The sequence below is a fragment of the Chachezhania sediminis genome, assembly GCF_009765275.1.
GTDB classification, from domain to species: Bacteria; Pseudomonadota; Alphaproteobacteria; order Rhodobacterales; family Rhodobacteraceae; genus Chachezhania; species Chachezhania sediminis.
The window spans coordinates 436,243-454,617 of the sequence record NZ_VOPH01000001.1 but is presented as its reverse complement, the minus strand read 5'-3'; the positions used below and the strand labels follow the sequence as shown (position 1 = coordinate 454,617).

18 protein-coding genes and 1 riboswitch are annotated in these 18,375 nt (G+C 69.2%); of the genes, 6 read left to right on the top strand and 12 right to left on the bottom strand.

Annotated features, from left to right (window positions below; genetic code table 11):
* Positions 1-201: 201 nt before the first annotated feature.
* Positions 202-415, top strand: a riboswitch (cobalamin riboswitch).
* Positions 416-571: 156 nt separating this feature from the next.
* From FQK05_RS02150 to FQK05_RS02130, 5 genes are all read left to right on the top strand, one after another.
* Positions 572-1,447, top strand: a complete 876-nt coding sequence (locus FQK05_RS02150) for a DUF4198 domain-containing protein (protein ID WP_158964124.1) — start codon at positions 572-574, stop codon at positions 1,445-1,447.
* A gap of 185 nt (positions 1,448-1,632) precedes the next feature.
* The gene (gene cbiM / locus FQK05_RS02145) at positions 1,633-2,250 is read left to right on the top strand and encodes a cobalt transporter CbiM (RefSeq protein WP_158964122.1); all 618 of its coding nucleotides are present in this window, start codon (positions 1,633-1,635) and stop codon (positions 2,248-2,250) included.
* Complete coding sequence (locus FQK05_RS02140; RefSeq protein WP_158964120.1) at positions 2,247-2,858, top strand: cobalt ABC transporter permease; 612 nt, start codon at positions 2,247-2,249, stop codon at positions 2,856-2,858. Before cbiM ends, FQK05_RS02140 begins: the two co-directional genes overlap by 4 nt.
* A complete protein-coding gene (gene cbiQ / locus FQK05_RS02135; protein WP_158964118.1) occupies positions 2,855-3,643 on the top strand; it encodes a cobalt ECF transporter T component CbiQ in 789 nt (262 codons plus the stop codon). The genes FQK05_RS02140 and cbiQ overlap by 4 nt, the downstream gene beginning before the upstream one ends.
* Entirely contained in the window at positions 3,630-4,280 is a 651-nt protein-coding gene (locus FQK05_RS02130; RefSeq protein ID WP_158964116.1) for an energy-coupling factor ABC transporter ATP-binding protein, read from the top strand. Before cbiQ ends, FQK05_RS02130 begins: the two co-directional genes overlap by 14 nt.
* Positions 4,281-4,576: 296 nt before the next feature.
* Here FQK05_RS02130 and cobF read toward each other — a convergent pair whose 3' ends face one another.
* The 6 genes from cobF to cbiE form a co-directional block, all read right to left on the bottom strand.
* A complete protein-coding gene (gene cobF / locus FQK05_RS02125) occupies positions 4,577-5,365 on the bottom strand; it encodes a precorrin-6A synthase (deacetylating) (protein ID WP_158964114.1) in 789 nt (262 codons plus the stop codon).
* Positions 5,366-6,091 (bottom strand): uroporphyrinogen-III C-methyltransferase, encoded by a 726-nt coding sequence (gene cobA / locus FQK05_RS02120; protein WP_158964112.1) that lies wholly within the window; start codon positions 6,089-6,091, stop codon positions 5,366-5,368. It lies immediately after the preceding gene.
* On the bottom strand, positions 6,088-7,401 hold the full coding sequence (locus FQK05_RS02115; RefSeq protein ID WP_158964110.1) for a cobyrinate a,c-diamide synthase: 1,314 nt from the start codon (positions 7,399-7,401) through the stop codon (positions 6,088-6,090). The genes cobA and FQK05_RS02115 overlap by 4 nt, the downstream gene beginning before the upstream one ends.
* A 240-nt stretch (positions 7,402-7,641) precedes the next feature.
* Entirely contained in the window at positions 7,642-8,436 is a 795-nt protein-coding gene (gene cobM, locus FQK05_RS02110; protein ID WP_158964108.1) for a precorrin-4 C(11)-methyltransferase, read from the bottom strand.
* Positions 8,433-8,801: a cobalamin biosynthesis protein gene (locus FQK05_RS02105; protein ID WP_158964106.1), complete on the bottom strand. Its 369-nt coding sequence runs from the start codon at positions 8,799-8,801 to the stop codon at positions 8,433-8,435. Before FQK05_RS02105 ends, cobM begins: the two co-directional genes overlap by 4 nt.
* Positions 8,798-10,021, bottom strand: coding sequence for a precorrin-6y C5,15-methyltransferase (decarboxylating) subunit CbiE (cbiE, locus tag FQK05_RS02100; RefSeq protein WP_158964104.1), 1,224 nt, complete (start codon positions 10,019-10,021; stop codon positions 8,798-8,800). Before cbiE ends, FQK05_RS02105 begins: the two co-directional genes overlap by 4 nt.
* On the opposite strand from cbiE, the gene FQK05_RS02095 reads away from it, so the two are divergent.
* Complete coding sequence (locus FQK05_RS02095) at positions 10,020-10,769, top strand: cobalt-precorrin-6A reductase (RefSeq protein WP_158964102.1); 750 nt, start codon at positions 10,020-10,022, stop codon at positions 10,767-10,769. The two genes, cbiE and FQK05_RS02095, sit on opposite strands and share 2 nt — an antisense overlap.
* On the opposite strand, the gene cobJ is transcribed toward FQK05_RS02095, so the two are convergent.
* Genes cobJ through cobW form a run of 6 tightly spaced genes read right to left on the bottom strand, consistent with a single transcriptional unit; the run spans position 10,742 to position 18,372 of the window.
* On the bottom strand, positions 10,742-11,497 hold the full coding sequence (gene cobJ, locus FQK05_RS02090; RefSeq protein WP_158964100.1) for a precorrin-3B C(17)-methyltransferase: 756 nt from the start codon (positions 11,495-11,497) through the stop codon (positions 10,742-10,744). The two genes, FQK05_RS02095 and cobJ, sit on opposite strands and share 28 nt — an antisense overlap.
* Positions 11,494-12,219, bottom strand: coding sequence for a precorrin-2 C(20)-methyltransferase (gene cobI / locus FQK05_RS02085; protein WP_158964098.1), 726 nt, complete (start codon positions 12,217-12,219; stop codon positions 11,494-11,496). Before cobI ends, cobJ begins: the two co-directional genes overlap by 4 nt.
* Positions 12,216-12,845, bottom strand: coding sequence for a precorrin-8X methylmutase (locus FQK05_RS02080; RefSeq protein WP_158964096.1), 630 nt, complete (start codon positions 12,843-12,845; stop codon positions 12,216-12,218). Before FQK05_RS02080 ends, cobI begins: the two co-directional genes overlap by 4 nt.
* Before the next feature lie 10 nt (positions 12,846-12,855).
* Positions 12,856-13,995, bottom strand: coding sequence for a cobalamin biosynthesis protein CobG (locus FQK05_RS02075; RefSeq protein ID WP_158964094.1), 1,140 nt, complete (start codon positions 13,993-13,995; stop codon positions 12,856-12,858).
* Positions 13,992-17,297, bottom strand: coding sequence for a cobaltochelatase subunit CobN (cobN, locus tag FQK05_RS02070; protein WP_158964092.1), 3,306 nt, complete (start codon positions 17,295-17,297; stop codon positions 13,992-13,994). Before cobN ends, FQK05_RS02075 begins: the two co-directional genes overlap by 4 nt.
* A gap of 19 nt (positions 17,298-17,316) precedes the next feature.
* Positions 17,317-18,372 carry a cobalamin biosynthesis protein CobW gene (cobW, locus tag FQK05_RS02065; protein ID WP_158964090.1) on the bottom strand — a complete coding sequence of 352 codons (1,056 nt, stop codon included), beginning with the start codon at positions 18,370-18,372 and terminating at the stop codon, positions 17,317-17,319.
* Positions 18,373-18,375 lie beyond the last annotated feature (3 nt).

Below are 18,375 nucleotides of genomic sequence, written 5' to 3'. Positions count from 1 at the left end.
CCCGTCACACCGCTGTCATGGACCCTCTCATGGCGCCTGTCACGGCGTCCGGGCCGCTGCGATTTGTGCCGGCAGCCTGGCACGAACGCGCGGCCGGAACAGGGCCGGTCGGGTGGTCGGCGTCGCCACGGGCAGGGCTGCGGACCTTTTCGCGGATGCCCTCCGACAACCTTCCATTGACAAGGGTCCGCCCCGACAGGCATGTGATCCGACATGATCGGTTCCCGTCCGTGCCTGCACGGAGGGGAGGCAAGAGGGAACGCAGTGCGGCATCGCATGGTGCCAATTCTGCGGCTGCCCCCGCAACTGTAAGCGGCGAGCAGGGCTGACGATGCCACTGGGGGATATCTCCCGGGAAGGCCAGCCCGGCGTTCAAGCCGCGAGCCAGGAGACCTGCCGGCCATGACGGTTCGTGGGCATTCGCCCGCGGCCCACTCCAACGGACGCCGGGGTGCGCGTCTGGCCGGGGACAGCGCCTGGCGCCTGATCCGTGCTTTCCGACCCCCCTTTCCGTCCCTAACGCGGTTTCCGTGTGCCCGAGGGCCGCGGCGCCGCCCAAGGAAGGGCAGAGATGCAACGTGAAACATGCGGGCCGGGCCTGCTGCGTGACGACAGACAACAAGGCTGGCGCAAACAAGGCTGGCGACAGCGGCTTGCCGCGGGACTGGGGCTGACCTTCGGGCTGGGCCTGGCGGCGGCGCCCCAGCAGGGGCAGGCGCATTTCCTTCTGAACTACACGTCTGATGCCGTGATCGACCGTCCGGGCGACGTACCGGTGGGGATGATCTTCTGGCACCCGTTCGCGAACGGGCCGGTGATGGAACTCGACCCCCCCGAAGCGTTCTATGTCATCCACCGGGGCGAGAGGACCGACCTGGCTGGCACACTGGCGCCGATGTCGTTCCGCGGGGCCGAGAACGAGGCGGGCGGTTTCCTGGGCCAGGTGCCGGTGAAGCGGGCCGGGGACTATGTGCTGGTGACAGAGCAGAGCCCTTATCTGGAAGTGACCGAGGACATCTATATCCAGCAGTTCGTGAAGACGGTGCTGAACCGCGCGACGCTGCCGACGGATTGGGACACGGTCGTGGGCTTGCCGGCCGAGATCGTGCCGCTGAACCGGCCCTACAACGTGCTGGCCGGGTCGACCTTTTCCGGCATTGTCCTGTCAGAAGGCAAGCCTGTCCCCGATGCCGAGATCGAAATCGAGTTCGTCGCGGCCGAGCCGGACCTGGAAACCGCCACGGCGGGCGCACCGCTGGTGGCGCCGCCGCCGGGCGGGACCCTGGTGGCCAAGACCGGGCCGGACGGCGTTTTCACCTTCGGCATTCCGAAGGCGGGCTGGTGGGGCTTTGCGGCGCTGGGCGTCGGCCCGGTGACCGAGCACGAGGGCAAGGAACTGTCGCAGGACGCCGTAATCTGGATCCGGGCCCATGCGCTGGACGGTTGAGGCCCGGGCGCATCGCGTGGGCGTCACCCGCGGACGGGAGGTCGGGCCGCAGCCTGCGCCCGCTGCCGTCCTGCCCCGGGCGGATGCCCTGGATCCGCCGTTACATCCCCGACGGATGCGCGCCGCATCCGCCGTCCCGAAGACGGGCGCGGCCCGCTTCTTTCCTTCCGCGTCGGGGGTGATCCATGCATATCGTTGACGGTGCGCTGGCCACGCCGGTGGTGATCGCCGAGGCCGTGCTGGCGGTCGGCGGCCTGGCCATGGGCCTGTCCCGCCTGCCGATGGAACGGATCCCGGCCGCGGGTGTCCTGTCGGCCGCTTTCTTCGTGGCGGGCCTGATCCATGTGCCGATCGGGCCGTCCTCGGTCCATCTGGTGCTGAACGGGCTGGCGGGCCTGGTGTTGGGCTGGGCGGCCTTTCCTGCGCTTTTCGTCGGGCTGGTGCTGCAGGCGGCCTTCTTCGGCTTCGGCGGCCTGACGGTGCTGGGGGTAAACCTTCTGAACATCGCGGGGCCCGCCGTTCTGGTCTGGCTGGTCTTCGGTGCGATGGTCCGGCGCGGATCGCCCATGGCCGGGGCCGTCTGGGGCGGGATCGCGGGCGCAGCCTCGATCGCCGGGACCGCCCTGGCCGTGGCGGCCGCCCTGGCGCTGAGCGGCGATGCCTTTCTTCCGGCCGCGAAGCTGGTCCTGCTGGCGCACGTGCCGGTGATGGCGGTCGAGGGGCTGCTGACCGGTGCGGCCGTCTATTTTGCCCGGGTGGTCAAGCCCGACCTCTTCGCCGTGCCCGGGCGGGTTGCGTCATGATCCGGCTTCTGGCCCTGTCCGTGGCCCTGCTGGCCAGCCCCGCCGCGGCCCATGACGTCATTGCCGAACTGTTTCCCGCAGGCCATGCGATCGAGGGCGAGATCGGCTTTTCCAATGGCGAGTTCTCGAAGAACCAGCGGGTCGAGGTGCTGGACGACACCGGCGCGCCGCTGGGCGAGACGGTGACGGATGACACCGGCCTGTTCCGCTTCGTGCCGGAAAAACCTGTGACCCACGTGTTCCGCGCCGACCTCGGTTCCGGCCATGTCGCCCTGGTCGAGATGCCGGCCGAGGAGGTCGCGCAGATTCTGTCGGCGCCTACGGCGTCCGGGGGGGCGACCCCGGCGCCGGTCAAGGTGGCGGACAAGGTTGCGCCGGCCGTCGCTGCCCCGACAGAGGTTGTCGTGCCGGTGGCCCTGTCGGCGGAGGTTCAGGCCCAGATCGCCGACCTGGTCCGGAACGAGCTGCGTCCGCTGCGTCGCGAGATGTCCGATCTGAAGCGGGCAAAGGACATCCAGTCCATCCTGGGCGGCATGGGCTATGTTCTGGGCCTGTTCGGGCTGTGGTTTTTCCTGGCCGCGCGCCGCAAGCTGGCAGGGGCCCCATGACCCATGTCCTGACCGGAGCGGAGACAGAAGCGGGGGCCCGGCATCTGCCGGGCCTGTCCGACCGCGATCCGCGGCTGCGGATCGTGCTGGCCGTGGCCTTTGCCATCACCGTTGTCAGCCTGTCGGACCTGCGGGTGCTGGTGGTTGCGCTGGCCTGTGCCGGCTGCCTGGTGCCGCTGTCCGGGCTGCCGGTCGGACTGACCCTGCGGCGGATGCTGGCGATGGACGGCTTCGTCATCGCGATGCTGCTGCTGCTGCCGTTCTCGGTTCCGGGGACGCCGCTCTTTTCGGTCTGGGGGCTCACCGCAAGCCGCGAGGGGCTGGTTCACGCGGTGGAGATCGGACTGACCGCAAATGCCGCCGTGCTGGCGCTTCTGACGCTGGTGGGCGGGATGGAGCCGGTGACGGTGGGCCACGCGCTTCACGCGCTGAAGGTGCCAGAGCGGCTGGTCCACCTGATGATGTTCACGATCCGCTATGTCGACGTGTTGCGGGATGAAACCCAGCGGTTGCGGGTGGCGATGAAGGTCCGCGGCTTCCGGCCGGGGACAAACTGGCACACCTATCGCAGCTATGGCTATCTGGTGGGGATGCTGCTGGTTCGGTCGGTGGAACGGTCGGAGCGGATCCTGGCGGCGATGAAGTGCCGGGGCTTTTCCGGCCGTCTGGTGCTGCTGGAACAGCCGCGGATGCGGGCCGGCGACTGGGTTTTTGCGGCGCTGGCGGCGTCGGTGATGCTGGCGCTTCTGGCGGCGAATGTCTGGCTGGTCCATGACCCTGCTTGAGCTTCGGGACATCCATTTCGCCTATCCCGGCGGGGCGACGGTTCTGGAAGGTGCCACGCTTTCGGTCGAGCCCGGGCAGCGCGTGGCGGTGACGGGTCCGAACGGGGCCGGCAAGTCGACCCTGCTGAAGCTGGCGGTGGGGCTGGTGCAACCGGCGAAGGGCACTGTGCGGGCCTTCGGGTCGGTAAGGACGTGCGAGGCGGATTTCGTCGAGGTCCGGCGCCGGGCGGGACTGGTCTTTCAGGACCCGGACGACCAGCTTTTCAGTCCGACAGTGGCCGAGGACGTGGCCTTCGGACCTCTGAACCTTGGCCGGACCCGGGACGAGGCGCTGGCCATTGTCGACGACGTTCTGGGACGGCTGGAACTGGGCCACCTGAGGACCCGCGTTACCCATCGTCTGTCGGGCGGCGAAAAGCGGCTGGTGACGCTGGCCTGCGTCCTGGCGATGGAGCCGGACATGCTGTTGCTGGACGAGCCGACCAATGCGCTCGACACGGCCAACCGCGCGCGGTTGATCGAGATTCTGCAGGGGCTGGACCAGGCCATCGTCCTTGTCAGCCATGACGACGGGCTGCAACAGGCCGTGGCTCCGGACCGGCTGGTTCTGGAAGAGGGCCGCCTTCGGGCCCTGTGAACGCGTGGATGGACCGTCCGTGTCCCGCGCCCACCCCGCGGGACACGGACGGTCTGTCGTGAGATTCTGGTCGGGAAGGGCTCTGGCTCACCACGAAGAGGTGGTCCCCTTCACGGGTCCACCGTCGCTTCTGCTGCCTGAGCCATCGGAGCGAGCGCATCAAGGGCAAGCCGCGCCTGCGCGCGGTGCTGCGCACCCTTGACGCGATCCCCCCGACAGCTCGAACCGGCAGCGCGACGGCGGCTCCGCGAAGAGGACCTTTTCATTTCGGGGTGGATGGGGCGCCCGTGGCGGCGTCAGGTCTTGCCGCGGCGGCGCAGCAGGTAGGTGTCCATGATCCAGCCGTGACGGGCGCGGGCCTTTTCGCGGGTGGTCAGGATGTCATCGGTCACGTCGGGAAGGGGGCCTTTGCGGAGGATTTGTTCTTCCATGCCCAGATAGGCGCCCCACCAGATGTCGAGATCGGGCTCCGCGAGCGTGCGGAAGGTGCCGTCGGCATCCAGCATCACCGCGACGCTGTCGCAATCGGCGGGCCAGCCTTCGGTGGCCAACCGGCGGCCGGTGGTGACCTTGACCGATCCGGCCAGCGTATTGAAGGGCAGCGCATGGGCGGCCGTCAGGGCCTGGAGTGCCGTGATGCCCGGGATCACCCGCAGGCGCGGTGCCGGGTCCAGCCGGGCCGCGATGCGAAGCGTGCTGTCGTAGAGCGAGGGGTCGCCCCAGACCAGCAGCGCCACCGGGCCTGGGACGGACGGCGCGTTGTCGGGCAGGGGCTGGCCGGCGCGCGCCTCGGCCGCAGCGCGGGCCATGGCGGCGCGCCACTGGCCTGCGATCTCGTCATGCCAGCGGTTCACCCGGTCGAGATAAGGCAGCGACGGGTCCCGGACGGGATAGTCGAATTCGACGACCTGCGCCGTGGCGCCGGCCTCGTCCAGGATACGGTGGCGCAGGTAGGCCAGATCGTCCTTGCCTTCGCCCTTGCGGGGGATGAGGACCAGTGCCGCCTCGCGCAGGGCCTTGCGTGCCTCTTGCGTGACGTGATCCGGATTGCCGGTGCCGATGCCGATGAGGCTGAGGTCGAACATTCAGGCGTCGCCTTCTGCCAGCGGTCCGTAGAGGATCAGGGCCGGGTGGGGCCCCGAGTCTCCGGTCAGGTGTCGTGCCAGCTCGGCCACGGTGGTGCGGACCAGCTTTTGATGCGGGGTGCTGACCGCCTCGGCCAGAAGCGCCGGGGTTTCGGTGGGCAGGCCCCGGGCGAAAAGCAGGTCGGCCAGCGCCGGGAAGGTGCGCTTGCCCATGTAGACGACCGTGCTGGCGGCCGGGTCGGCCAGCGCCTTCAGGTCGATGTCGTGGGGCAGTTGGCCAGTCACATCGTGGCCGGTCACGAACTGCACGCGCCGCGCCGTCAGGCGGCGGGTCAGGGGGATGCCGGCGGCGGCGGCGGCGGCAAAGGCCGACGGCACGCCCGGCACGATTTCATAGGCGATGCCCGCGTCTCGGATGGCGACCAGTTCCTCCTCCAGCCGGCCGAAAAGGCCCGCATCGCCCGATTTCAGGCGCACGACGCGGCCGCCCTGCAGGGCGTAATCGATCAGAAGCTGGCTGACATGGTGTTGCTTGGGCGAAGGCCGGCCGGCGCGTTTGCCTACGCCCACAAGATCTGCGCCGGGACGGGCATGGGACAGGATCGGACCGGCCGACAGATCGTCGAACAAGACCGCGTCGGCCTGTTTCAGGCGGTCGACGGCCTTCAGCGTCAGAAGCTCGGGGTCGCCCGGGCCGGAGCCCACGAAGCTGACGAAACCGGTCATTTGGTCTCTCCGGCGATGAGGTGGAAGAAGGTGCCGGTCACGTGACCGCGCCGGGATCCGGTTTCGGGCACGGGGGTGCCGTCGGCATCGAAGACCTGCGCCAGCGGCGCGTCGGGTTGATCCAGAATGGTCGAATAGTGGAACTCGTGGCCGCGCAGCGCCGTGCCGGGGGCAAGACCGGGCATGGGTGCTTCAAGGATTGCACGGCGATAGCCCAGGTGGAACTTGCGTCTTTCGTAGCTGGTTACCAGGCCCAGAAGGCCCGCCATGGCGTGGCGCGTGCCGTCCTTGTCGATCAGGACATCCCCCAGCGCCATGTAGCCGCCGCATTCGCCGTGGACAGGGCGGGTTTCGGCATGGGCCTTCAGGCCGATCAGGAACTGCGACGCCGCGGCCAGTCGTCCGGCATGAAGTTCCGGGTAGCCGCCGGGCAGCCAGACCAGATCCGCATCCGGGTCGGGCGCTTCGTCGGCAAGGGGCGAGAACGGGAGGATCTGGGCCCCTGCCGCGTGCCAGCCTTCCAGCAGATGCGGATAGGTAAAGGAAAAGGCTGCGTCCTGTGCCAGGGCGATCCGCTGGGCCGGGGGCCCGGGCAGGGTGCCGGGGGCGGGCTGTTCAGTGGCCCCGGCAGCCGAACGGATGGTGGCCAGGTCGACATGGTCGCGCAGGAAGGTGGCATAGCCCGCGATGGCGGCATCGAGGTCGGGGTGTTCCACCGCCTGGATCAGGCCCAGATGGCGTTCCGGCAGGGCCAGGTCGCCGCGGCGCGGCAGGACACCCAGGACCGGCAGGCCGGCTTGTTCCATGCCGCGACGGATCAGGCGTTCGTGGCGGGGGCTGGCGACGCGGTTCAGGATCACGCCGGCGAAGGGCAGATCCGGGTCGTAGGCACGGAAGCCCAGGGCCGTTGCCGCGGCCGATTGCGCCTGACCGCCGACGTCGAGGACCAGCACCACCGGCCAGCCCATACGCTTTGCCGTCTCGGCGCTGGAGCCGAAGCCGGTCAGCCCCTGGGTCGCCACGCCGTCGTAGAGGCCCATGGAGCCTTCGGCCACCGCGATGTCGGCTCCTTCAGCCTGTGCCGCGATGGTCGAAAGCAGGTCGGGCGCCATGGCCCAGCTGTCGAGGTTGAAGGACGCGCGCCCCGCGGCGGCCCGGTGGAAGGCCGGGTCGATATAGTCCGGGCCGGACTTGAAGGGCTGGACGGTCAGCCCGTCGTCGGCCAGCGCGCGCAGAAGGCCCAGCATGACCGTGGTCTTGCCGGTGCCCGAGGCGGGGGCCGTGATCAGAAGGCCGGGGGGAAGGGTCATGGTTGCCCTCCGAAATCGTTGAAGAGGGCCGCTTGAAAATGAACCCCGGATCGCTTGCGATCCGGTTCGCACCCGACACCGCCGCCCAGGGAGGGCGCGAATGGATGACACGTTGGGCGCAGCTTCGACGCTGCTCGCCTGCCAAGCGGATGTCCGGGCGCATCTGCGCCCACCTTCGGGGACGGGCGCGAACCTGGCGTCGGTGCGATAGTGTGTCTGGTGGAAAGCAGCATTGTCACCTCAGTCATCCCCGTGCCGCCATTCCGACCAGGGGCTGTCGGCGCTTTGCGGTCGATAGCGGCGGTCGTAGTCGGCCGCGTAAAGGCGGCTTTCGGTGAAGCCTTCCGCACCGATCGCCGGGCCGACAAGGATCAGGGCTGTGCGCTTGATGTCGTCGGCCAACAGGCCTTCGATGGTGGTCAGCGTCCCGCGCTGGATGCGTTCGTCCGGCCACGAGGCGCGGAAGACGACGGCGACGGGGCAGTCGGGGCCATAGAAGGGCGTCAGGTCTTCAACGACGTGGCCCAGGTTCTGAACCGACAGGTGAAGGGCAAGCGTGGCGCCCGTGGCGCCGAAATTGGCCAGCGTTTCGCCCGATGGCATGGCGCTGGCCCGGCCAGAGGTTCGGGTCAGCACGACCGATTGCGCGACACCCGGCAGGGTCAGTTCCGCGCCCAGGGCCGCGGCGGCCGCGGCGAAGGAAGGCACACCCGGTGTGACGGTGAAGGGGATCTCCAGCGCCTTCAGCCGGCGGATCTGTTCGCCCATGGCGGACCAGACCGAAAGGTCCCCGGAATGAAGCCGCGCGACGTCCTGACCTTTTTCGGTGGCCGCAACGATTTCCGCGATGATCGCATCCAGATCCAGCGGCGCGGTGTTCACGATCCTGGCGCCATCCGGGCAATGGCCCAGCACGGCCTCCGGCACCAGCGACCCGGCATAGAGGCAGACTGGACAGGCCGCGATCAGGTCGCGCCCGCGCAGGGTCAGAAGGTCCGGGGCGCCGGGACCGGCGCCGATGAAATGGACGGTCATGCCTCGTCTCCTTCGGCCAGGGCGCAGGTGGCCATGCGGTCTTCGGATATCGCGCGGGGGCCCAGAAGGCGCGCGCCGGGGCCGGCGGCGGACAGGGCGGCGGCCTCGGCCACCGACCCGGTGCCGCGGAACAGGAAGGCCACCGCGGACCGCGTTTCAACAGGCGCCGACCGCAGGTCGCGCGGCGGGATGTGGACCAGCGGCACGCCCAGGTCGTGGGCCAGCGCGATGATCGCGGGATGGTCGCACTTGTCTTCCGGCGCGGCAAGGACCGAGACATGTTCGCCCCCACCTGCCGCCTTCAGCGCATCGCGCAGGCAGTCCGCCGTGGCGGCCGCCCGGAACCCGAAGCCCGCGACGATCACAGGACCGCACTCCACTGGACGATGGGGCGCACCGCCTGCCAGCCGTGGCGTGTGCCCAGCGGCCGGGACTCGGCCAGTTCGATCCGCATGAGGTCACCGCCCAGGCGGACATGCCAGTCGGTCAGAAGCATTTCCGATTCCAGCGTCACGGCATTGGCGACGATGCGGGTGCCACGGGTCAGGCGCGCGGTCAGGATCTTCAGCACGTCGGCCGAAAGCCCGCCGCCGATGAAGACCGCCTGGGGCAGGTCCTCCCACATTTCGGGGCTGTGGAGCGCGGTCAAAGCATCGGCCTCGACCAGCGCCATGCGGTTGTCGACACCGAAAGACCGGGCGTTGGCACGGATGCGCTCGGCCCGGTCGCTGTCGCGTTCGACAGTCGTGGCGCGGGTGCGGGGGTGGGACAGGCACCATTCGACAGAGACGGAACCAGACCCGCCGCCGATATCCCACAGATGCGCGCCGGGTGTGGGGGCCAGCGCCGACAGGGTCAGCGCGCGCACAGGGCGCTTGGTGATCTGGCCGTCATGGTCGAACAGGTCGTCGGCCCGGCCGCTGGCGGTGGTCAGCGCCTCGCCAGTGCCCCGGAATTCCAGCGCCACGCACAACGGGGTTTCCAGGTCGTCGCCGACGACCGTGTCGGCAGTGGCTGTGGTGAAACGCTCGCGCGGGCCCCCAAGCGCCTCCATCACGTGGATCGTGGTCAGGCCGAAGCCGCGGTTGGTCAGCCATTCGCCCAGGGCTTCGACCGCCGCGCCACCGGTCAGCAGGACGATGGCGCGTTCGCCATTGGCCATGTGGGGGCGCAGCCGGTCCAGCGGCGCGGCGTGCAGGCCCAGGCAGACGGTCCTTTCCAGCGCCCAGCCCAGGCGGGCGGCGGCCAGCGAGAAGGCCGACGGTCCCGGCAATGCCTGCCATTCACCCGGTGCCAGGTGCCGGGCCAGAACGGAGCCCGCGCCGAACCAGAACGGATCGCCGGAAGCAAGGACCGCAACACGTTGACCACGCAGCGCAATAAGCTGAGGAATGCCGTCGGCGAAAGGCACTGGCCAAGGAATGCAGGGCGTTTCGGGATCCAGCACATCGGCCACCAGTGCCAGGTGGCGCGGCGGCGCCATCACGACCTCTGCCATTTCCAGCGCGGCACGGCTTGCGGGCGCCATGCCTTCGGGTCCATCTTCGCCCAGACCGATGACCGTCAGCCACGGAGTTTCAGACATGCCGCACCTTCTGATCCTGGGCGGCACGACCGAAGCCAGTGCCTTGGCGAAAATCGTTTATGAACAGGGTATTGCGGCGACATTCTCTTACGCTGGCCGGGTGGCAGCGCCCAAGGCCCAACCGCTGCCGACGCGGGTCGGCGGATTTGGCGGCGTTGAAGGCCTGACCCGTTACATCCGGGACAACGGCATCACGCACGTGGTCGACGCGACCCATCCCTTCGCGGCGCAGATGAGCGCCAATGCGGTCGCGGCCTGTGCTGCGACCGGTACGCAACTGGTCGCCCTGACGCGTGCACCATGGGTGCCCGAAGTGGGAGATAACTGGATACATGTCAATGACATAGGGGCCGCAGCTGAAGCTTTGGGCGGTGACCGGAAACGGGTCTTTCTGGCCATCGGTCGCATGCACCTGGACGACTTCGCGCGTCTGCCGCAGCACTTCTATCTTCTGCGCCTGGTCGATCAACCCGGCCCCTTGCCGCTGCCGGACGCGCAGGCGATCGTCGATACCGGGCCCTTCACCGTCGAGGGCGACAGGGCCCTGATGGAAGACTACGCAATCGATATCGTCGTGTCCAAGAATGCCGGCGGCACGGGCGCCCGCGCCAAACTGGAGGCGGCGCGGGCCCTTGGCCTGCCGGTCGTGATGATCGACCGGCCCGACCTGCCGGACCGGATGGAGGTCCATGATGTCGATGCCGTGATGACCTGGTTGGCTCATGCCGGGACGGACCTTGGGGTATAGACGATGGGTGCAAGCCCCGGGCGTTCCACGATCCGGGTCAGCGACGAGCCCACGATGACTACCGTCCGCATGTCCGCCATTTCCGGTTCCGCCTGTGTCAGGGGAACGGTGCGGATGTGTTCCTCGGGCGTGGACACCGCACGGGCGAAGATCACGGGCCGGTCGTCGCCGCAGCTTGCCTTCAGGATTTCCAGAGCCTTGCCAAAGCCTTCCGGCCTGCTCTTCGAGCGGGGATTGTAGAAGGCCATGGCGAAATCGGCCTTCGCGGCCAGTGTCAGCCGGCGTTCGATCAGGTCCCAGGGCTTCAGGTTGTCCGACAGGTTGATGGTGCAGAAATCATGCCCCAGCGGCGCCCCAGCGCGGGCGGCCGCGGCCAGCATTGCGGTGATGCCGGGCAGCACGGAAATCTCCAGCGTTAGCCAGTCGGCCGGTCCGGCCTCCAGCGCCTCGAACACGGCGGAGGCCATGGCAAAGACCCCGGGATCGCCCGAGGACACGACCGCCACGTGTCGGCCTTCGGCGGCCATTTGCAGGGCATGGGCGGCGCGCTCGGCCTCCACCCGATTGTCGGTCGCGTGCTTCACCAGCCCGGGCCGGTCGGGCACGCGCGCGACGTAGGGGATGTAGCCCACGATATCGGTGGCGCGTGCCAGCGCGGCGGTGGCTTCCGGGGTGACCATGGCCTCGGACCCGGGGCCAAGGCCCACGACGGTGACCGATCCGCTCATGGCCGGCGCCCCTGTCCGTGAACCACGATGATCGAAAAATATGGCGTGGGCTGGCCTTCGGTTTCGGCCAGTCGGGCGACGGTCTGGTTCGGCATCGCCGCGTACTGGATCAGCCAGGCATCATCGTAACGCCGGGCCTTCCGCAGCGCGCGCCGCACCTTGTCCAGCGTCCGGCCCAACTTCATCACGACGATGGCGTCGGCCTCTTCCATGCGTGCGGCCAGCGATTCCTCGGGCAGGGTCGCCATCAGCACGGTCAGGACGTCGTCGCCCCAGGTGACAGGCATGTCCGTCGCGGTCCAGGCAGCCGACATGCCGGTGATCGCGGGCACGACCTGCAGCGGCACCTTGCCCTTCAGTCGGGAATGAAGGTGCATGAAGGAGCCGTAGAAGAACGGATCGCCTTCGCACAGAACGACGATGTCCTCGCCCGATTCCGACAGCTTTGTCAGGCGCTTGGTCCAGTCGGCATAGAAGGCGGACAGCATCGCGTTGTAGCGGGGATCGGTCACCGGGATTTCTGTCGTGACCGGATATTCCATAGCGTGCTCGACCGCATCCTCGCGCAACATGCCGTTGACGATCTGCCGGGCCTGCCCGGCGCGCCCGGCCTTGCGGAAGAAGGCGATGTGCTTCGTGCCGCGCACAAGGCGGTCGGCCCGGACGCTGAGAAGGTCCTGGGCGCCCGGGCCCAGGCCCACGCCGTGGATCGTGCCGGTCATTCCGCGCGGCTCGCGATGGCGTTGATGGCCGCGACCGTGATCGCGCTGCCGCCCAGGCGGCCTTCGACGATGCAGGACGGCACCGGTTGCGCGTCCCACAGGGCGTCCTTGCTTTCGGCGGCGCCGACAAAGCCCACGGGGCAACCGATGATCGCCGCGGGGCGCGGGCAGTCCGGGTCTTCCAGCATGTTCAGCAGGTGAAACAGCGCCGTCGGCGCATTGCCGATGGCCACAACAGCCCCTGCCAGATGCGGCCGCCACAGTTCCAGCGCGGCGGCAGAGCGGGTGTTCGACATTTGCGCCGCAAGGTCCGGCACGGACGGATCCTGCAGGGTGCAGATCACGGGATTGTCGGCCGGCAGGCGTTTGCGGGTCACCCCTTCGGACACCATCCGCGCATCGCAGAGGATCGGTGCGCCGGCCTCCATCGCGGCGCGCGCGGCGGTCACGAAACCGGGCGAGAACTTCACGAAGGTCTCCAGCCCGACCATGCCCGCGGCATGGATCATGCGGACGGCGACCTGTTCCTCGTCCTTGTCGAAGCGGGCCAGGTCGGCCTCGGCGCGGATGGTGGCGAAGGACTGGCGATAGATCGCCGCTCCGTCTGTTTCATAGGCGTAGGGCATCGGTGTCGTCTCAGATGAGGGTCTTCAGGATCTGGTCCGGGGTAAGGTCCAGCAGTTCGGGTTCGTCCCAGGCATGGCCCTGGCGGACCAGGTCGAAGCGCCCATTGCGGCCGACCAGCGTAACACCGGCCGGGCGCGCGCGGGCGCAACCCTTGGCGCAGCCCGACACGTGCAGGCCGCCGGTGACATGGGGTGCCAGGCTGCGGGCAAAGCCGCGGGTTTCTACCGAGGCAGAAGGGCAATACGGCGCGCCGGGGCAGGCATCGGCCGCCAGCAGCGGATCGCCGGGACGGGTGACAAAGCCGGCTTCGTCGGCCGGATAGGGCACGGCCACGCCTTCCAGCAGGAACATCCGCCAGGGCGTCAGGCGCAGGCCGGTGGTGGCGGTGTGGTTCAAAAGCCGGGCGAGCGCTTCGGCCGGCAGCTGCCCGAAGGGCGCGCCCACCAGGCTCCCCTGCGCCACGGCGCCGGGGAATTGGGCCGGGGCCGCGGGTGCGGCGGGCGTGCGGGCGCCGGGATAGCCTTCGGGGTCGACCGCCAGCACGGCGTGCATCCGCCGGCGAGAGGCGGTGACGCGCTGTGCCAGCCAATGGGCCATGTCGACTACGGCATCGACGGCACTCTGTTCGGTGACTTCGGTCCCCAGGTCGGCTCCATCGGCCCGCAGGATCAGCCCGCCTTCGCGGGACCGTTCCAGACGGAAATCGGCCGAGGCCTCCGTCAGCACCCGCGCGGGACCGGTGTCGACGACCATGCCGATCTTGGCGGGGAGGGCCGGAAAGCGCGGCAGCGCGCGGGCCAGCGCCTCGGCCAGGCGGTCGGTCAGATCGCCCAGTTCGCGGAAGGGGGTGACGATGATGTTGCGGCGGCTTTCGATCTCTGCGTCTTCGTCCAGCAGGTCGAGATCGGCCAGTGCCGACAGCAGGTCCGGGAACCGGTCTTCCGCCACGCCGCGGATCTGCAGGTTGGCGCGGCTGGTCAGGTCTAGCGTGCCGTTGCCGAAGCGCAGCGCAAGGCCCGCCAGCGCCACGGCCTGATCGCGTTCCAGCCGGCCGGCACGTGGGCGGACCCGTACCACAAGCCCGTCGCCCGACAGCATCGGCCGGTGCGCGCCGGGGCACCATCCCTTGACCTGCGGTTCCACGCTCATGCCTGCCGGGCCTCCACATCAACCAGCCCGGCCAGGATGGAATTCCGCCGGGTCTGCCAAAGCCCCGCCGCATGAAGCGCCGCGAAGCGTGCCCGCATCCGGGCCAGCGCTTCGGGGTTAACCTCTTCCATGAAGGACGTCACGTCCGGATTTCCCACCGTGGCATCATGGTACGCATCGAAAAGATGCGGGCCCACCGCATCGGCCAGGTGCGCAAAGGCCGCCATGTGTTCCAGCGTTGCTGCGATTTCCGCGGCCCCGCGGAAACCGTGTCGGCGCATCCCGGCGATCCAGGCGGGCTGGGTGGCACGGGCATGGACGACGCGGGCGACTTCCTCGGCCAGCGTTCTGGCCGCGGGACGCGCCGGATCGGTGTTGTCGAGGTGGTAAAGCCGCGCCTGACCGCCCGCGATGCCCTGCGCGGCGGCAAAACCCGCCTCGTGCGCGGCATAGTCTTCCGCCAGCAGAAGGTCTGTTTCGGGCAGGTCCTGCAGGTGGACGAAGCTGTCGGCGCCTGCGACACGGGCACGGATCCCTTCCGGGTCCTGCGTCGCCGTGTCGCCGTCCAGCGCCCAGGCGCTGGCGTCCAGCCACGCCTGGCCCGCGCGGCGGCGCGCATCGTCGGTCAGGTCTTCCAGGACCTCGCCCATGGACAGGCCGAAGCTGCCCGGCGCGGGGCCATAGACGCGGGTCGTCTGGCTTTGGCCCGCGAAGGGGTTCCAGTCCGGCGCCTCGTCCCGGTCGGCCAGCACGCGGACGGCCTGCGCGAAAAGGGCCGAAAGCGTCGGGAAAACGTCCCGGAACAGGCCGGAGACACGAAGGGTCACGTCGATCCGGGGCCGGTCGAGTTCTGTCAGCGGGATGACTTCAAGGCCGGACACACGCTCCGACCCCTTGTCCCAGACCGGCTTCACGCCGATCAGGTGCAGCGCCATGGCGAATTCCTCGCCCGCCGTACGCATGGTGGCAGAGCCCCAAAGGTCGACCACCAGCCCCCGGGGCCAGTCGCCTTCGTCCTGCAGGTGGCGGCGGACCAGTTCCTCCGCCAGTTTCACGCCCTGCGCGTGGGCCGCGCGGGTCGGCACGGTGCGCGGGTCGGTGGTGAAGAGGTTCCGCCCCGTTGGCAGCACGTCCGTCCGCCCGCGGTAGGGCGATCCGGAGGGCCCGGCGGGAATGCGCTTGCCGTCCAGCGCGTCCAGCAGGGATTGCCGTTCGGCGGCGGCCGATGCCGTGACGTCGAAACTGGTGGCCGTGTCCGGTGCGCGGCCCCAGACATGCAACCCGTCGCCGAACTGGCTTTCCTTCACGTCGCAGACGAAGCGGTCGATCCGGGTGATCGCCTCGGCGGTCGACGCGGCGCGGTCCAGGCCCAGGTCGTCCTCGACCCCCTGCGCCTGCGCCTCGGCGCGGATGTCGGCCTGCAGCCGGTCGCGGCGGCGCGGGTCGAGCCCGTCGGCGTTGGAAAATTCGTCCAGAAGCGATTCCAGCCGGGCAAAGCGGTCGGGCGTGTCGGCAACCCGCTGAGGCGGGGGGACATGGCCCAGCGCCACGGCGCCGATCCGGCGCTTGGCCTGCGCGGCTTCGCCCGGATCGTTGACGATGAAGGGGTAGATCACAGGCAGGCGGCCGGTCAGCGCTTCGGGCCAGCAGTCCGCCGACAGGGCCACGGCCTTGCCGGGCAGCCATTCCAGCGTGCCATGGGCGCCGATATGAACCAGCGCGTCGGCCTGGGTTTGAAGCCACAGGTAGAAGGCGACATAGCCATGCCGGGGCGTGCGGGACAGGTCGTGATAGTCGTCGTCCCGCTGCGCCCGACGCCCGCGTTCGGGTTGCAGCGCGATCAGGGTCTTTCCCTGCCGAATGGCGCGGAAGCGGACGGCGCCGCCGGTGATGTCGGGATCGTCCTCGGGCGCGCCCCAGGCCTGTGCCAGCTGATCCTGCAGGGATCGGGGCAACGACGCGAGGGTTTCCCGGTAGGTATCGAGCGGCCAGGCGATGGTTTCTCCGCCAAGTCTGCTCTCGATTTCCCCTGCTAGTGCAGCATCATAGCCCGCGTCGTTCATGTCGCGCAGGATGGCTTCGACCGAGGCGAGCGGGTCCAGGCCCACGGCATGGGCCATGTTCCAGTCGCGGCCCGGATAGGTCGACAGGACCATGGCCACCCGCCGGTCGGCTGCGTGTGTCTCGGCCAGGGTCGTCCAGGCATCGATCCTGTCGGCGATGGCGTCGATCCGGTCCGGCTCTGCCTCGTGGGCGGTGCGGGCGAATTGCAGATCGGGATCGCGGGCGCCGGCCTCCTTGAACGACGCCACGCCGGCAAAGATGCGTCCGTCGACCTCTGGCAGGACGACATGCATGGCCAGGTCTGCCGGCGAAAGTCCCCGGTCGGAGTCGGCCCAGGCATCCCGCGAGGCGGTGGACAAGGCCACCTGGAACACCGGCACGCCGGCGGCGTCGAGCGGCGAGGCGCCATTCGCGCCCTTGCCCGAGAAGGCGGTCGCGTTGACGACGGCCACGGGCTTCAGCGTCCTGACCTGCCGGGCAAGCCAGCCCGCGGCCTGCGGATCCTTGAGCGACGGGGCGAAGAGGCCAAGCGGGGTATAACCCCGCCTCTGAAGCGCTTTCCAAAGCGCTTCCACGGGACCGAGGTCGGCGGCCGAAAGGTAGGCCCGGTAGAACGCGATCAGGATAAGGCGCCTGGGCGCCGTCAGGGATGCGGCGGCCGGACACGTCACCCCGGCGTCCGGCGTCCACGCCCCGACCACGGGAAGCGCCTTCGCGCCCGCGACCGGCGGGGCATAGATCCCGGCGGCCAGCGCCAGTTGCTGAAGCGCTGCCTGCGCTGCCACCGCGCCGCCCGTATCGCAAAAATGCGCCAGCCGCCGCAGGGTCGAGACGGGCAGGGTCGATACCTCGTCCAGCCGCGGATCCTCGCGCCCGTCCGCGGGCAGCACCGCCAGTGCAATGCCCTGCGCGCGCGCCAGCGCGGCCACGCTTTGCAGCCCGTAGGCCCAGTAGGGCGCGCCGCCAATCAGCCGGATCAGGATGCCCTTCGCGCCCGACAGGGTCTGTTCGACATAGACATCGACGGACAGCGGGTGCTTCAGCGCCGACAGGTTCGCCAAGCGCAGCGAAGGCGGCGGCACACGCCCCGTCTCCTTCGCCCGATGCCATCCCGCCGCGAAAGCGCCCAGGTCGCTGTCCGAGAACGACAGCACCACCAGATCGGCCGGGTCCTGGGCCAGATCCGTCGGTGTCTCGGTCTCTTCCAGACCGTGGCTTTCGCGGAAGACGACGTGCATGGGCGGGGAACGCGGGCGCTTACTGCGCCGCGACGGCCTCCGGTGCCAGGACGGCGCGGATCGCGGCCGTGTCGATGTCGTTATGTTCCGCGATCACGACCATGCGGCCGGCCCGCGCCTCGCCCGGTTTCCACGGCCGGTCGAACTGGTGCCGCACCCGCGCGCCCACGGCCTGGACCAGCAGGCGCATCGGCTTGCCCGCCACGGCGGCATAGCCCTTGACCCGCAGGATCTTCTGTTCTTTCGCCAGCCGTTCGATCCGTGCGACCAGATCTGCCGGGTCCGTGATTTCGGGCAGGTCGATGACGACGCTGTCGAAATCCTCGTGGTCGTGATCGTCGGCCCCGTCGTGATGGCTGGGCCGCGCCGCCAGATCATCCTCGGCCGCAGCGCCGATCCCCAGGATCACGCGGGCATCGACGACGCCCTCCGCCACCTCGACCATCGGCAGCGGACGGGGTGCTTCGGCCTCGATCACCGCGCGGGCTTTGGCCAGCCCTTCGGCACCTGCCAGGTCGGGCTTGGTCAGCAGCACGATATCTGCGCAGGAAATCTGGTCCTCGAACACCTCCGACAGTGGGGTCTCGTGGTCCAGGCTGTCATCGGCGGCCCGCTGGGCATCCACGCGCGCGACGTCGGGCGCAAAGCGGCCGGCGGCCACGGCCTCGGCATCGGCCACGGCAATCACGCCGTCGACGGTGATCTTCGACCGGATCGCCGGCCAGTCGAAGGCCTTCAGCAACGGTTTCGGCAGCGCCAGGCCGGACGTTTCGATCACGATATGGTCGGGCCGCGGCTCCATCGCCATCAGCGCCTCGATCGTCGGGATGAAATCGTCGGCCACGGTGCAGCAGATGCAGCCATTGGCCAGTTCGACGATGTTCTCTTCGGGGCAGTCGGGGATGGCACAGCTTTTCAGGATCTCGCCATCGACACCCACGTCGCCGAATTCGTTGACCACCACGGCCAGTTTCTTGCCGCCCGCGTTCTGCATCAGGTGACGGATCAGCGTCGTCTTGCCGGAGCCAAGGAAGCCGGTGATGACGGTGACGGGGAGTTTTTCCAGATCGGCCATGGG